The sequence below is a fragment of the Geodermatophilus sp. SMS 5-13 genome, from assembly GCF_059428245.1.
In genome coordinates this window covers 3432373-3446197 of record NZ_CP165729.1, presented here as the reverse complement: position 1 = coordinate 3446197, position 13825 = coordinate 3432373, and the positions used below count along the sequence as shown (strand labels likewise).

The following is a 13825-nucleotide window of genomic DNA, read 5'->3' as shown; positions in this document are numbered from 1 at the left end:
CTAGTGAACCGTCGATCACAACCGGAGCGAGCCCGTGGACTTCGCCGAGAGCGCCGAGATGCAGGCCCTCCGGAAGACCGTCCGCGACATCGCCGGCCGCTTCGGCGGCGCCTACTACACTCGCAAGGCCGAGGCGCACGAACCGTGCGACGAGCTGTGGCACGCCCTGGGCGATGCGGGCTTCATCGGCATCAACGTGGCCGAGGAGCACGGCGGGGGCGGTGCCGGGCTGCGCGAGCTCGCCGCCGTCGTCGAGGAGACCGCTGCCGCCGGCTGCCCCCTGCTCCTGCTGCTGGTCTCCCAGGCCATCTCCGCGGAGGTGATCGGCCGCTACGGCAGCGACGAGCAGAAGGCCCGCTGGCTGCCCGGGCTGGCCTCCGGCCGCAGCAAGGTCGTCTTCGCGATCACCGAGCCCGATGCCGGGTCCAACACCCACGAGCTGGCCACGGTCGCGGTCCGGGACGGCGACGACTGGCTGCTGTCGGGCACCAAGTACTACATCTCCGGCGTCGACGAGGCCGACGCGATCCTCGTCGTCGCCCGCACCGGCTCCGAGCGCGGCCGCGACCCGGCCACGAACAAGCCGCGGCTGTCGCTGTTCGTCGTCCCCACCGACACCCCGGGGCTCGAGGCGCGGCCGCTGCCGGTCAGCGCCCAGCTGCCGGAGCGGCAGTTCACCCTGTACTTCGACGAGGCCCGGCTCGGTCCCGAGGCGCTGGTCGGCGAGGAGGGCGACGGCTTCGCCCAGGTCTTCCACGGCCTGAACCCCGAGCGGATCACCGGCGCGGCGCTCGGCGTCGGCCTCGCCCGCTACGCGCTGGACCGCGCCGCCGACTACGCCCGCACCCGCGCCGTCTGGGACAGGCCGATCGGCACCCACCAGGGCGTCAGCCATCCGCTGGCCAAGGCCAAGATCGAGACCGAGCTGGCCGCGCTCATGGTGCGCAAGGCCGCCTGGGCGCACGACCTGGGCCTGCCGGCCGGCGAGGCGAGCAACATGGCCAAGTACGCCGCGGCCGAGGCGGCGCTGGCCGCCGTCGACGCGGCGATCCAGACCCACGGCGGCAACGGGCTGTCCGCCGAGTACGGCCTCGTTCCGCTGTGGGGGCTGGCCCGGCTGCTGCGCATCGCCCCGGTGAACCGAGAGATGATCCTCAACTTCGTCGCCCAGCACAGCCTGGGCCTGCCGAGGTCCTACTAGTGGCGCACCCGCGGGTCGACGAGGGCACTGTGCTGCGCTCGACGCTCGACACCGCCGACGAGCAGTACCGCACCAACCGGACGGCGCAGCTCGCCCTGCTCGAGCAGCTGGAGGAGCAGCTGGACCTGGCCCGCGCCGGCGGCGGCGCGCGCTACGCCGAACGGCACCGGGCGCGCGGGCGGTTGCTCGCCCGGGAGCGGCTGGAGCTGCTGCTCGACCGCGACTCGGCGTTCCTGGAGCTCTCCCCGCTGGCCGCGTGGGGCACCGAGTTCACCGTCGGCGCGAGCGTGATCACCGGCATCGGCGTCGTCGCCGGCGTGGAGTGCGTGCTGATCACCCACGAGCCCACGGTGCGCGGCGGCGCGATGAACCCGTGGTCGCTGAAGAAGGTGCTGCGGGCGCTGGAGATCGCCCGGGTCAACCGGCTGCCGGTGATCAACCTGGTCGAGTCCGGCGGCGCCGACCTGCCCACGCAGTCGGAGCTGTTCGTGCCGGCCGGCAAGATCTTCCACGACCTCACCGAGCTCTCGGCGATGGGCGTCCCGACGATCGCGCTCGTCTTCGGCAACTCGACCGCCGGCGGCGCGTACGTGCCAGGCATGTGCGACTACGCCGTCCTGGTCGACCAGCAGGCGAAGGTGTTCCTCGGCGGACCGCCGCTGGTCAAGATGGCCACCGGTGAGGACGCCGACGACGAGGAGCTCGGCGGCGCCCGCATGCACGCCCGGGTCTCCGGGCTGGCCGACCACTTCGCCGTCGACGAGCGGGACGCGATACGGCTCGGCCGGCGGATCGTCAGCGAGCTGAACTGGCGCAAGCTCGGCCCCGGCCCCTCGCTGCCGGCCGACGAGCCGCGCTACGACCCCGACGAGCTGCTCGGCATCGCCCCGGCCGACATCCGCGTGCCGTTCGACCCGCGGGAGGTGCTCGCCCGCGTCGTCGACGGCTCCCGGTTCGGCGAGTACAAGCCCGAGTACGGCACCAGCCTGGTCACCGGCTGGGCGTCGGTGCACGGCTTCCCGGTCGGCGTGCTGGCCAACGTCCGCGGCGTGCTGTTCAGCGAGGAGGCGAAGAAGGCGACCGAGTTCATCCAGCTGGCCAACCAGGTCGACACCCCGCTGGTCTTCCTGCAGAACACCACCGGCTACATGGTCGGCAAGGACTACGAGCAGGGCGGCATCATCAAGGACGGCGCCAAGATGATCAACGCCGTCACCAACAGCACCGTCCCGCACATCACGATCAACACCGCGGCCAGCTTCGGCGCCGGCAACTACGGCATGAGCGGGCGGGCCTACGACCCGCGGCTGATGTTCGCCTGGGTGGGCGCGAAGCTCGCGGTCATGGGCGCCGCCCAGCTGGCCGGGGTGCTGTCCATCGTGGGCAAGGCGGCGGCTGCGGCGTCCGGGCGGCCGTTCGACGCCGAGGCGGACGACGCGCGCCGGCGGGCGATCGAGGCGCAGATCGACGCCGAGTCGCACTCGTTCTTCGTGACCGCGCGCCTCTACGACGACGGCCTGCTCGATCCGCGCGACACCCGCACCGCGCTCGGCATCGCGCTGTCGGCGGCCCACAGCGGCCCGATCGAGGGGCGCCGCGGCTTCGGCGTCTTCCGGATGTGACCGCGGTGCTCACCACCCGCAGGGGCCGAAGTGGCCATTTTGGCCGTCCGGGGAAGGCGTGATGATCCGGAAGCTGCTGGTCGCCAACCGCGGCGAGATCGCGCTGCGGATCCTGCGCACCGCGCGGGCGATGGACATCGCCACGGTCGCCGTCTTCTCCGACCCGGACGCCGATGCGCCGTTCGTCGCCGCCGCCGACGAGGCGGTGCGCCTGCCCGGGGCGACGCCGGGGGAGACCTACCTGCGCGGCGACCTGATCGTCGAGGCGGCGCGGGCAACCGGCGCGGACGCCGTCCACCCGGGGTACGGCTTCCTGTCCGAGAACGCCGGCTTCGCGCGGGCCTGCGCCGAGGCCGGGCTGGTCTTCGTCGGCCCGTCGCCGGAGGCGATCGAGGCGATGGGCTCGAAGACGGCGGCCAAGGAGCGGATGGCCGCCGCCGGGGTGCCCACGCTGCCCGGCGCGGTGATCGGCGCCCGCGGCGAGCTCAACGCCGACGCGCTCATCCGCGCGGCCGACGGGATCGGCTACCCGCTGCTGGTCAAGGCCGCGTACGGCGGGGGCGGGCGCGGCATGCGGATCGTCCGCACGCCCACCGAGCTGGCGGAGGCGGTGGCCGGCGCCCGCCGCGAGGCGGCCTCGGCGTTCGGGGACGGCACCGTGTTCCTGGAGCGGTTCGTCGAGCGGCCGCGGCACGTCGAGGTGCAGGTCTTCGGCGACAGCCACGGCACCGTCGTGCACCTCTTCGAGCGCGAGTGCTCGATCCAGCGGCGCTACCAGAAGATCGTCGAGGAGGCGCCGTCCCCGGCGGTCACCCCGGAGCTGCGGGCCGAGCTCGGCGCGGCCGCGGTCGCCGCGGCCAAGGCGATCGACTACGTCGGCGCCGGCACCGTCGAATTCGTGCTCGACCGGTCCGGCCGCTTCTTCTTCCTCGAGGTCAACACCCGCCTGCAGGTCGAGCACCCGGTCACCGAGCTGGTCACCGGGCTGGACCTGGTCCGCGTGCAGCTGCAGGTGGCCGACGGCGAGCCGCTGCCCGACGAGGTCACCGGCGCGTCGATCACCGGGCACGCGGTCGAGGTGCGGCTCTACGCCGAGGACGTGCCGGCCGGCTTCCTGCCCGTCACCGGCAGCGTGCACCGGTTCGCCGTCCCGGCGCTGCCCGGCGTGCGGGTCGACGCCGGCGTCGCCGACGGCTCGGTCGTCAGCACCTACTACGACCCGATGCTGGCCAAGGTCATCGCGCACGGGCCGACCCGCGACGCCGCCTGCCGCACCCTGGCCCGCGCACTGGCCGAGGCGCGGGTGCACGGCGTCACCACCAACCGCGACCTGCTCGTGGGGGTGCTGCGCGAGGCGGAGTTCCGCCGCGGTGAGATCGACACCGGCTACCTGGAACGGCACGACCCGGCCGAGCTCGCCCGCAACCCGCGGGAGGAACTCGCGCTGCGGGTGCACGCGCTGGCCGCGGCGCTCGCGGCGGCCGCCGAGCGCCGGACCGGCGCCCGGGTGCAGGCGAGCATCCCGGCCGGCTGGCGCAACGTGCCCAACGCCGACCAGACGGCCGTCTTCACGGCAGGCGACCGGACCCTCGAGGTCGGCTACCGGTTCACCCGCGACGGGCTGCGGGCGCGGGTGGACGGCGAGCGGCTGGACGTCACCGCCGGCGAGGTCAGCGCCGACCGCGTGACGCTCACCGTCGAGGGCGTCCGCCGCACCGTCGACGTGCACCGGGTCGGTGACACCGTCTTCCTCGACAGCCCGCTGGGGGCCACGTCGCTGACCGAGGTGGAGCGCTTCCCCGAGCCGGTGGCAGAGGAGGAGGCGGGCTCGCTGCACGCCCCGATGCCGGGCACGGTCGTGCGGGTCGAGGTCGCCGAGGGGCAGGAGGTCGCGGCCGGCACGGTGGTCGTCGTCCTGGAGGCGATGAAGATGGAGCACGCCGTCCGCGCGCCGCACGACGGCGTGGTGACCTCGCTGTCGGCGACGGTGGGGCAGGCCGTCGACACCGGACACGTGCTGGCGGTGGTGCACGCATGAGCGTGGTCACCTACCAGGTCGAGAACCGGGTCGCCTGGCTGACCATCGACCGGCCGGAGGCGCGCAACGCGCTCTCGGCCGAGGTCCGCGCCCAGCTGTGGGACGGCGTGCACCGGTTCAACGCCGACGACGAGGCGGCGGTGCTCGTGCTCACCGGCGCCGGCGACCAGGCCTTCTGCGCCGGCGGGGACCTCCGGGAGATGGCCGACACGGCGATGACGACGGTGCCGGTGGACTTCCTGCCGCAGTTCGGCCGCAACGTCGTCGTCGACAAGCCGACCATCGCCGCGGTGAACGGCGTCGCCTACGCCGGCGGCTTCCTGCTGGTGATGAACTGCGACCTCGTCGTCGCCGCCGAGCACGCGCGCTTCGCGATCACCGAGGCGAAGGTGGGCCGCGGCATGCCGTGGGCGGCGCCCCTGCCGCTGCTGGTGCCGCCGCGGGTCGCGATGCAGCTGCTGCTCACCGGCGACCCGATCGACGCGCGCCGCGCGCACGAGGTCGGCCTGGTCAACGAGGTGGTGCCGCTCGCGGAGCTGCGCGCGACGACGCAGGCGCTCGGCGAGCGGATCGCCGGCAACGCCCCGCTGTCGGTGCGGGCGGCGAAGAAGACGGTGCGGCTGACCGCCGAGCTGCCGCTGGGCGCGGCCTTCGACCAGGCCGAGGAGATCTGGGCGCCGATCTACAGCAGCGCCGACGCGCAGGAGGGGCCGGCCGCGTTCCGCGACAAGCGCGCCCCGGTCTGGAAGGGGGCGTGATGCCGGCCGACATGGGCGCGCTGACCGCCGACCTCGCGGCGGAGTCCGCGGAGCTCTACGAGGTGCTCTCGGTGCTCGCCGAGCCGGACTGGGGCCGGGACACCCCGGCGGAGGGCTGGACCGTCCGCGACCAGGTCACCCACCTCGCGTACTTCGACGGGACGGCGGTGCTCTCCGCCACCGACCCCGACCGCTTCCGCGCCGAGGCCGACGAGGTCATGGCCGGCGGCATGGACTTCCCCGACCGGATCGCCGCGGACCACCGCGACCTGTCCGGCGCCGAGGCGTTCGCCTGGCTGCAGCGGGCCCGCCGCGACTACCTCGACACCTTCGGCGCCCTCGACCCGGGTGCGCAGCTGCCCTGGTACGGCCCGCCGATGAGCGCCGCGTCGTCGGTCACCGCCCGGCTGATGGAGACGTGGGCGCACGGGCAGGACGTGTTCGACGCGTGCGGCCTGGTCCGCCGGCCCACCGCGCGGTTGCGGCACGTCGCGCACCTCGGGGTCCGCACGCTGGGCTGGAGCTTCCGGCTGCGCGGCCTGCCGGTGCCCGAGGCGCCGGTGCGGGTGGAGCTGACCGGGCCCGACGGCGACGCGTGGACCTGGGGTCCCGAGGACGCCGCCGACCGGGTGACCGGCCCGGCCGAGGACTTCTGCCTGCTCGTCGTCCAGCGCCGGCACCGGTCGCAGACCGCGCTGACCGCGTCCGGCGCGGTCGCAGACCGGTGGCTCGACGTCGCCCAGGCGTTCGCCGGCGCGCCCGGCCCCGGCAGGACGGAGGCACGGAGATGAGCCCGCCCACCGGCCCGCCCCGGCTGGCCCCGCGCCGCGCGGTGCGGATCGCCAACTGCTCCGGCTTCTACGGCGACCGGCTCGCGGCCGCCCGGGAGATGGTCGAGGGCGGCCCGATCGACGTCCTCACCGGCGACTACCTGGCCGAGCTGACCATGCTGATCCTCTGGAAGGCCCGGCAGAAGGACCCGAGCGCCGGCTACGCGCGCACCTTCCTCAAGCAGCTGGAGGACGTGCTCGGCACCTGCCTGGACCGCGGGATCCGGATCGTCACCAACGCCGGCGGGCTCAATCCGCTCGGCCTCGCCGACGAGGTCGGCAAGCTCGCCGCGACGCTGGGCCTCGCCCCCAAGGTCGCCGCGATCACCGGGGACGACCTGCTCGACCGGCTGCCGGAGCTGCAGGCCGCCGGCGTCGACCTGGCCCACTTGGACACCGGCCGCACGCTGGCCGAGGCGGGCGTGCAGCCGATCTCGGCCAACGCCTACCTGGGCGGGTGGGGGATCGCCGAGGCGCTGGCCGCCGACGCCGACGTCGTCGTCTGCCCCCGGGTCACCGACGCGTCGCTGGTGGTCGGCCCGGCCGCCTGGTGGCACGGCTGGCGGCGCTCGGACTGGGACGCCCTCGCCGGCGCGGTCGCCGCCGGGCACGTCATCGAGTGCGGGCCGCAGGCCACCGGCGGCAACTACGCATTTCTCGACGAGGTCACCGATCGCCGCTATCCCGGCTTCCCGATCGCCGAGGTGGACGTCGACGGCAGCAGCGTGATCACCAAGCACCCGGGCACCGGCGGCGTGGTCACGGTCGGCACGGTCACCTCGCAGCTGCTCTACGAGATCGCCGAGCCGGCCTACCTCAACCCCGACGTCGTCGCCCACTTCGACACCGTCGCGCTGACCCAGGAGGCGCCCGACCGGGTGCGGATCAGCGGCACCCGCGGCAGCCCGCCGCCGGACACGCTCAAGGTCGCCCTCAACTACCTCGGCGGCTACCGCAACACGATGACGCTGGTCCTCACCGGCCTGGACATCGAGGCCAAGGCGGCGTGGGCGGAGGAGCTCCTGTTCGGCCTGCTCGGCGGGCGGGCGAGCTTCGCCGAGACCGACGTCCGGCTGCTGCGCTTCGACACGCAGGACGCGCCGACCAACGAGCAGGCGACCGCGCACCTGCGGATCACGGTCAAGGACGGCGACCCCGCGAAGGTCGGCCGCCGGTTCTCCGACGCCACCATGGCGCTGGCGCTGGGCGGCTACGCGGGGTTCCACACGACGACGCCGCCGACCGGGGAGAGCGCGTACGGCGTCTACTGGCCGGCGCTGGTGCCCGCCGACGAGGTGGAGCACGTCGTCCACCTGCCCGACGGCACCACCACGACGATCCCGCACCTGACCTCGTTCCCGACGTCCGGCCAGTCGGTATCCGCGCCGGCGCCGCCGGCCGCGGAGGTGCCCGACGGCCCCACGGTGCGGCTGCCGCTGGGGACGGTCGCCGGGGCGCGGTCGGGGGACAAGGGCGGCAACGCCAACGTCGGGTTCTGGGCGAGGGACGACGCCGCGTACGCCTGGCTGGCCGCGGAGCTGACCCCCGAGCGGGTCCGCGAGCTGCTGCCCGAGGCCGCGGACCTCGAGGTCCGCGTCTACCCCCTGCCCAACCTGCGCGCGGTGAACGTGGTGGTCGTCGGGTTGCTCGGCGAGGGCGTCGCGGCGAGCACCCGGCCCGACCCGCAGGCGAAGGGGCTGGGGGAGTACCTCCGGTCCCGTCTCGTGGACCTGCCGGCCGCGCTGGTGCCCTGATGTCGGAGACCGTGCGCACCCGTGACCCGGACCGCCGGGAGCGGATCCTGCGCGCGGCCGCCGAGCTGGTCGCCGAGCGCGGCTTCCACGCGGTGAGCATGGCCGACATCGGCGCGGCGGCCGGGATCGTCGGGTCGGGGGTCTACCGGCACTTCGACTCGAAGTCCGCCGTCCTCGTGGCGCTGCTCGACGAGGGGATGGCGCGGCTGCTGACCACCGCCGCCGACGCGGTCGGCTCCGGCCGGCCCGACGCCGAGGTGCTCGACGAGCTGGTCCGCGACCAGGTGCGCTTCGCCGTCGACGAGTCGGTGCTCGTCCGGCTCTGGTTGCGGGAGGTGCAGACCCTCCCGGACGGCGACCAGCGGCGGCTGCGCCGGCTGCAGCGGCACTACGTCGAGGAGTGGGTGCACAGCCTGCGCGAGCTGCGCCCCGAGCTCTCCGACGCCGACGCCCGGGCACGGGTGCACGTGGCGATCGGCGCGATCCAGTCGGCGGCCACCTGGAACGCCGGCGTTCCGCGCGACGACCTGGTCGCGCTGCTGTCCGAGTGCGCCCGACGGTGCCTGACTGCTTGAACAGAGGAGACAGCGATGGACGTGGCCCAGAACCTCATCCAGCGGGTCAACGTCGGCGACAGCCTGACCCGGACGGCGGCGGCACGGCCGGACCACCCCGCGGTGGTCGACGGCGACCGGAGCTGGACCTACGCCGAGCTCGACGCATGGGTGAACCGGATCGCGCACGGCCTGACCGGCCGGGGCTACACGCGGGGCGACGCGCTGGGCGTGGCGTCGGGAAACAGCGCCGAGTTCCTCGCCGTCTACTACGCCTGCGCCAAGCTCGGCGTCGTCTGCGTGCCGATCAACCTCGGCTGGCGGCCCGACGAGGTGGCCTACGTGCTCGACCACTCGCGCTCCCGCGGGCTGGTCGTGGAGTCCCAGCTGGTCGGGGCCATGACCGAGGCGGTCGCGAAGGTCCCGGAGATCGCCGACGTGATCGTCGCGCCGGGCCTGGGCGCCGACTACGAGCGGGAGCCCGCCGAACGCTCGTGGACCGCCCTCGAGGAGCTCGCCGCCGACGACGCGAGCCAGCCGCAGGTGCTGGTGGAGGACCGCGACCCGCTCAGCTACCTCTACACCTCGGGGACGACGTCCTTCCCGAAGGGCGTCGTCGGCAGCCACCTGGCCATCTACCTGGAGTCGATGTCGACCGCGCTGGACAACGGCTGGAACGCGCGGGACCGCTTCCTGGCGATGATGCCGCTGTTCCACACCGCGCAGCTCAACGCGTTCAGCACGCCGGCGGTGCTGGTGGGCGCGACCATCCACCTGCTGCGCGGCTTCGACCCGGCGGTCTTCCTCGAGACGATCGAGCGGGAGCGGATCACCCAGGTCTTCGGCCTGCCGATGATGTACCGCGCCGCGCTGGAGCACCCGACCTTCGGCGAGCGGGACGTCACCAGCCTGCGCCGGGCGGTGTACGCGATGGCGCCGATGCCGGACGCGCTGATCCGGGCCTGCCTGGCGGGGTTCGACTGCGACTTCGCGCTGCTGTTCGGGCAGACCGAGATGAGCCCGTGCACGACCTTCTTCCGGCCGGAGCACCAGCTCACCCACATCGGCGCCGTCGGCACGCCGATCACCGGGGTGCAGGTGGCGGTCATGGGCCCGGACGGGTCACTGCTGCCGACCGGCGAGCTGGGGGAGATCGTCTACCGCGGGCCGTCGGCGATGACGGAGTACCTGCGCAACCCGGAGGCGACCGCGGCGGCCTTCGAGCACGGCTGGTTCCACTCCGGGGACGTCGGCCGCTTCGGCGAGGACGGCGTGCTGTGGTTCGCCGACCGGTACAAGGACGTCATCAAGAGCGGCGGGGAGAACGTCGCCTCGATCGAGGTGGAGAAGGCCGTCTACGCCGCCGATCCGCGGATCGCCGAGGCGGTCGTCGTCGGGCTGCCGCACCCGCGGTGGAGCGAGGCGATCACCGCCGTCGTCGTCCCGAAGCCCGGCGAGCAGCTCGACGAGGCCGCGCTGATCGCCGAGCTCAAGCAGCGACTCGACGGCTACAAGGTGCCCAAGGCGGTCGTGGTCGTCGACGAGCTGCCGAAGACCTCGACCGGCAAGATCCAGAAGAACGTCGTCCGCCAGCGGCACGCGGCGCTGTACGGGGGCCACGATCAGCTCAGGTGATCGTGGCGGCTCCTGGCTCAGGTTGGGACGTGAACCGGGACGCGCTGCGGTGAGCCAGGACCGCGCCTCCCGGGCTACGCGGACTCGGCGTTCTGCGCGGCCAGCTGCTCGCGCACCTTGTCCATGTCGAGGCTGCGGACGCCGGCGATCAGCTGCTCCAGCGTGGGCCCGGGCAGGGCGCCGGCCTGGTTGAACACCAGGATGCCGTCGCGGAACGCCATGAGGGTCGGGATCGACCGGATGCCGGCCGCGGAGGACAGGGCGTCCTCGGCCTCGGTGTCGACCTTGGCGAACACGATGTCAGGGTGCTGCTCGCTGGCGGCCTCGAAGACCGGCGAGAACGCGCGGCACGGTCCGCACCAGGACGCCCAGAAGTCGACGAGGACGATGCCGTTCCCCCTCACGGTCTCCTCGAACGAGCCGGCGGTCAGCGCGGTGGTGCTCATGAGGGTCTCCCGACGACGGGGAAAGTTGTCGTTGGTGCAACAGCGGTGCCCCAGCAATGTTTCCCCGCGGAGCAGGTCATCAAGCGGCCGCGCGGGCCCCGATCCGGCTGAGCGCTCGGGCGAATGCACGTGGCCGAGTGCGGGCGGCCGAGCGTCTGCTCGGAGCCCTAAGGCTCTGCTGACACGCAAATCAGGAGAGGATGGTGAAACGCCTCCCACTCAGGGCGCACAGCCCCATTCCATTGCCATAAAGCTCCAGGTGCGAGGGATCAGCACCGCCCGCCCCGGTCAGGTGCTGCGTACCGAGGGAGGGGGACTCCATGGCACGTCTCATCCGCATTCTGCTGGCCGCTCTGATAGGTGTCGTCATCACCGCGCCCCCGGCATCCGCGGCAACCGAGGAGCAGTTGAAAAGTGTGCTCGAGGACTTCTGGACGACGGTCTTCCAGACACCGACGCCCGGGGGCCAGTTCGACCAGTGCGTCGACCTGGGTGGGGTGGTCGCCCCGTTCCAGCTCAGCACCGGCCCGCTGCGCTGCGAGGTGCCCTTCGGGACGGCGATCTTCGTCGGGGCTCTCAACGTCGACTGCAGTACGGCCGAACAGCCCCCGTTCTTCGGGCGCAACGAGGCCCAACTGCGCAAGTGCGTCCGCTCCTTCGACCCGAAATCGGTCAGCATCACCGTCGACGGAAAACCGGTTCCACTGACCCCGGTCGAGACGGACCTGCTCCATCTGACCCTTCCCGCCGACAACATCTTCGGTGCGGCTGCGGGGCCGGCGGATGTCGTGGGTCGGGCTTTCGCCGCGCTCCTGACCGGCCTGTCGGTGAACACGCACCGGATCGTCATCACGGCCACCGGCAGCTTCTTCGGGGACTTCACCAGCACCACTACGATTGTGATGCGGGCGGCCCGGTAGACGAGCCGGGTCGGCAGCCGAGGGCCAATGACACTGCGTTCTGCGAGCCCTGCCCGCCGAGGTTCGCCTGGTGATCAAGAAGTCGTGGCGGTGCCGACTGGGTCTGCACACCTACGCGGCGGAGCCGTTCCTGGACGGCGGTCACCAGGGTGCGACGGTGCGCGTCTGCCGACGGTGCAGGAAGCAAGCGGGCGAGTTCGGGTCCAGCGCGTCCGGTGAGGTCCACGGGTCGGTTCCGCCTGGCTACGCCGGACCCGGGTGACGCGCCCAGCGCCGGGCCGACCGGCGCTGAACCGCCCGCGCCCGTGCCGGTTGCCGGGTGGGGGCCCGGGCGGCAGTCTGCGGCGGGTGAGCATTCCTGCCGCTCCTGTCAGCGGGCGCGCCGTCCGGACCATCGGGGTCGCCGAGCCCGGGCGCCCGGTGCTGCTCGAGGACGACGAGCCGGAGCCAGGGCCGGGGCAGGCGTGGGTGACGACCGAGTGGAGCGGGATCAGCGCCGGCACCGAGGTCGCACTGGTCCGCGGCACGGACCCGCACCACCAGCTGAGCTGGGACGCCGAGCTGCGGACCTTCCACCGCGACGGCTCGCCGGCCGGCTATCCGGTCCGCCGGCTGGGCTACATGGAGGTCGCCCGGGTCACCGAGAGCCGCACGGGGGCGCCCGCCGAGGGGACGCTGCTCGCCCTCGCCGTCGGCCACCGGACCGGCGCGTGCTTCGACGCCGCCGTCCGGCCGGTGATCACCGTCCCCGAGGACCTCGATCCGCTGCTCGGGATCTACCTCGCGCAGATGGGCCCGATCTGCGTCAACGGGCTGCTGCACGCGGCCGCCGCCCTCACCGGGCCGGGCGCGGACCTCGCCGCGGGCGTCCGCGACCGGCACGTGCTGGTCACCGGCGCCGGCGTGATCGGGTTGTTCTCGGCGATGCTCGCCGTGCAGCACGGCGCGGCGTCGGTGCTGGTCGCGGAGCCCGCGCCGGAACGGCGGGCCCTCGCGGCCGCACTCGGGCTGGACACCGTCGACGACGCCGAGGGCGCCGGGTGGCTCGCGGTCAAGGAGGCGTGGCGGCACGGCCCGGGGGACCACGGCGCCGACGTCGTCCTCCAGTGCCGAGGGCACGACGTCGCGCTGGCCACCGCGCTCAAGTCGCTGCGGCCGCAGGGCGTCGTCGTCGACCTGGGCTTCTACCAGGCCGGCGCCGAGGCGGTCCGGCTCGGCGAGGAGTTCCACCACAACGGCCTGACGATCGTGTGCGCGCAGATCGGCCGCGTGCCCCGGGGCATGGCGGCGGCCTGGCCGCGCATCGCGCTGGCCGAGGCGACCCTCGACCTGCTGCGCGAGCGTGGGGACGACGTCCGCCGGCACCTGGTCACCGACGTCGTCCCGTTCGAGCAGGGGCCGGCGCTGCTGGCCGACCTCGCCGCGCGCCGCCGCTCGACGATGACCGCGGTGCTGGCGTTCGGCGCGGTCTGAACATGGCGCAGGCATCGCCGTGGTGCGCGCGGGGCGAGCACGACCGGTGCCCGCACCGGATGGGCATGACGGCCGGCGTGCTGTGGCCCGTTCGCCCGCGGTCGGAGCTCATCCTCTGCACCGAACGCTGCCACAGCGCCCGGTACTGTCCCCTGGCCGGTCGACGGACGGTCGCGCAGGAGGTGTGGAGCGCGCAGTGCACCTGCCCTGGCGCGGATGATTCCCGGCGGTGGCTGGAGGTCGCCGACGAACGAGGTCGCGAGGTGGCCGCGCTCTACGCGGACGTCGACCTGGCGGATCGTCCCGATGCCGAGGCGATCGAGCGCAGGCTCCGCGACGCCTTCCTGGCGCACGGCGCGCCGTGCGCGGTGCAGACCTCGGCGACGCCGGCGAGGAACGCCGTGGCCTGCGGGTCGGCGAAGGCTAGGTGAGGTGCTCGCCCAGGATGACCCCGAGGTCGCCGGTGCGGCCGCGGCGCGGGTGGCGGGGGCCGCGATCCGGCCGGCCGTACGTGTAGCGGACCGTCATCACCGAGACGCCGGCCGCGCGGGCGACGTCCGGCATCGTGATCTTGCGCGGCACCGCCGGAGCGTC

13 protein-coding genes are annotated in these 13825 nt (G+C 73.7%); 11 read left to right on the top strand and 2 right to left on the bottom strand.

What is annotated here, in order from left to right; genetic code table 11:
• Nucleotides 1–34 precede the first annotated feature (34 nt).
• The 8 genes from AB3388_RS16655 to AB3388_RS16620 all read left to right on the top strand — a co-directional run bounded on the left by AB3388_RS16655 (nt 35) and on the right by AB3388_RS16620 (nt 10392).
• Nucleotides 35–1201: an acyl-CoA dehydrogenase family protein gene (locus AB3388_RS16655; protein WP_495406417.1), complete on the top strand. Its 1167-nt coding sequence runs from the start codon at nt 35–37 to the stop codon at nt 1199–1201.
• Nucleotides 1201–2823 carry an acyl-CoA carboxylase subunit beta gene (locus tag AB3388_RS16650; RefSeq protein WP_495406416.1) on the top strand — a complete coding sequence of 541 codons (1623 nt, stop codon included), beginning with the start codon at nt 1201–1203 and terminating at the stop codon, nt 2821–2823. The genes AB3388_RS16655 and AB3388_RS16650 overlap by 1 nt, the downstream gene beginning before the upstream one ends.
• Before the next feature lie 61 nt (nt 2824–2884).
• Nucleotides 2885–4861 (top strand): acetyl/propionyl/methylcrotonyl-CoA carboxylase subunit alpha, encoded by a 1977-nt coding sequence (locus AB3388_RS16645; protein WP_495406415.1) that lies wholly within the window; start codon nt 2885–2887, stop codon nt 4859–4861.
• Nucleotides 4858–5619: an enoyl-CoA hydratase/isomerase family protein gene (locus AB3388_RS16640; protein ID WP_495406414.1), complete on the top strand. Its 762-nt coding sequence runs from the start codon at nt 4858–4860 to the stop codon at nt 5617–5619. The genes AB3388_RS16645 and AB3388_RS16640 overlap by 4 nt, the downstream gene beginning before the upstream one ends.
• Nucleotides 5619–6410 (top strand): TIGR03084 family metal-binding protein, encoded by a 792-nt coding sequence (locus AB3388_RS16635; RefSeq protein ID WP_495406413.1) that lies wholly within the window; start codon nt 5619–5621, stop codon nt 6408–6410. Before AB3388_RS16640 ends, AB3388_RS16635 begins: the two co-directional genes overlap by 1 nt.
• On the top strand, nt 6407–8203 hold the full coding sequence (locus AB3388_RS16630; protein ID WP_495406412.1) for an acyclic terpene utilization AtuA family protein: 1797 nt from the start codon (nt 6407–6409) through the stop codon (nt 8201–8203). The genes AB3388_RS16635 and AB3388_RS16630 overlap by 4 nt, the downstream gene beginning before the upstream one ends.
• Nucleotides 8203–8778 carry a TetR/AcrR family transcriptional regulator gene (locus tag AB3388_RS16625; RefSeq protein WP_495406411.1) on the top strand — a complete coding sequence of 192 codons (576 nt, stop codon included), beginning with the start codon at nt 8203–8205 and terminating at the stop codon, nt 8776–8778. The genes AB3388_RS16630 and AB3388_RS16625 overlap by 1 nt, the downstream gene beginning before the upstream one ends.
• Before the next feature lie 15 nt (nt 8779–8793).
• Nucleotides 8794–10392: an AMP-binding protein gene (locus AB3388_RS16620; RefSeq protein ID WP_495406410.1), complete on the top strand. Its 1599-nt coding sequence runs from the start codon at nt 8794–8796 to the stop codon at nt 10390–10392.
• A 74-nt stretch (nt 10393–10466) separates the two neighbouring features.
• On the opposite strand, the gene trxA is transcribed toward AB3388_RS16620, so the two are convergent.
• A complete protein-coding gene (gene trxA / locus AB3388_RS16615) occupies nt 10467–10838 on the bottom strand; it encodes a thioredoxin (RefSeq protein ID WP_495406409.1) in 372 nt (123 codons plus the stop codon).
• A 320-nt stretch (nt 10839–11158) separates the two neighbouring features.
• Here trxA and AB3388_RS16610 point away from each other — a divergent pair, with 320 nt between their 5' ends.
• The 3 genes from AB3388_RS16610 (at nt 11159) to AB3388_RS16600 (ending at nt 13662) form a co-directional block, all read left to right on the top strand.
• The gene (locus AB3388_RS16610) at nt 11159–11758 is read left to right on the top strand and encodes a hypothetical protein (protein ID WP_495406408.1); all 600 of its coding nucleotides are present in this window, start codon (nt 11159–11161) and stop codon (nt 11756–11758) included.
• Nucleotides 11759–12106: 348 nt separating this feature from the next.
• Entirely contained in the window at nt 12107–13231 is a 1125-nt protein-coding gene (locus tag AB3388_RS16605) for a zinc-dependent alcohol dehydrogenase (protein WP_495406407.1), read from the top strand.
• A 263-nt stretch (nt 13232–13494) separates the two neighbouring features.
• Nucleotides 13495–13662, top strand: coding sequence for a hypothetical protein (locus AB3388_RS16600; protein ID WP_495406406.1), 168 nt, complete (start codon nt 13495–13497; stop codon nt 13660–13662).
• Here AB3388_RS16600 and AB3388_RS16595 read toward each other — a convergent pair.
• Nucleotides 13655–13813 (bottom strand): hypothetical protein, encoded by a 159-nt coding sequence (locus tag AB3388_RS16595; RefSeq protein ID WP_495406405.1) that lies wholly within the window; start codon nt 13811–13813, stop codon nt 13655–13657. The genes AB3388_RS16600 and AB3388_RS16595 overlap by 8 nt on opposite strands.
• Nucleotides 13814–13825: the final 12 nt, after the last annotated feature.

What these genes read in the sequence shown, in the direction of transcription:
- AB3388_RS16640 (WP_495406414.1), top strand. Translation starts at nt 4,858, where the DNA reads ATGAGCGTGGTCACCTACCAGGTCGAGAACCGGGTCGCCTGGCTGACC.
- AB3388_RS16645 (WP_495406415.1), top strand. Translation starts at nt 2,885, where the DNA reads ATGATCCGGAAGCTGCTGGTCGCCAACCGCGGCGAGATCGCGCTGCGG.
- AB3388_RS16625 (WP_495406411.1), top strand. Translation starts at nt 8,203, where the DNA reads ATGTCGGAGACCGTGCGCACCCGTGACCCGGACCGCCGGGAGCGGATC.
- AB3388_RS16620 (WP_495406410.1), top strand. Translation starts at nt 8,794, where the DNA reads ATGGACGTGGCCCAGAACCTCATCCAGCGGGTCAACGTCGGCGACAGC.
- AB3388_RS16635 (WP_495406413.1), top strand. Translation starts at nt 5,619, where the DNA reads ATGCCGGCCGACATGGGCGCGCTGACCGCCGACCTCGCGGCGGAGTCC.
- trxA (WP_495406409.1), bottom strand. Translation starts at nt 10,838, where the DNA reads ATGAGCACCACCGCGCTGACCGCCGGCTCGTTCGAGGAGACCGTGAGG.
- AB3388_RS16630 (WP_495406412.1), top strand. Translation starts at nt 6,407, where the DNA reads ATGAGCCCGCCCACCGGCCCGCCCCGGCTGGCCCCGCGCCGCGCGGTG.
- AB3388_RS16610 (WP_495406408.1), top strand. Translation starts at nt 11,159, where the DNA reads ATGGCACGTCTCATCCGCATTCTGCTGGCCGCTCTGATAGGTGTCGTC.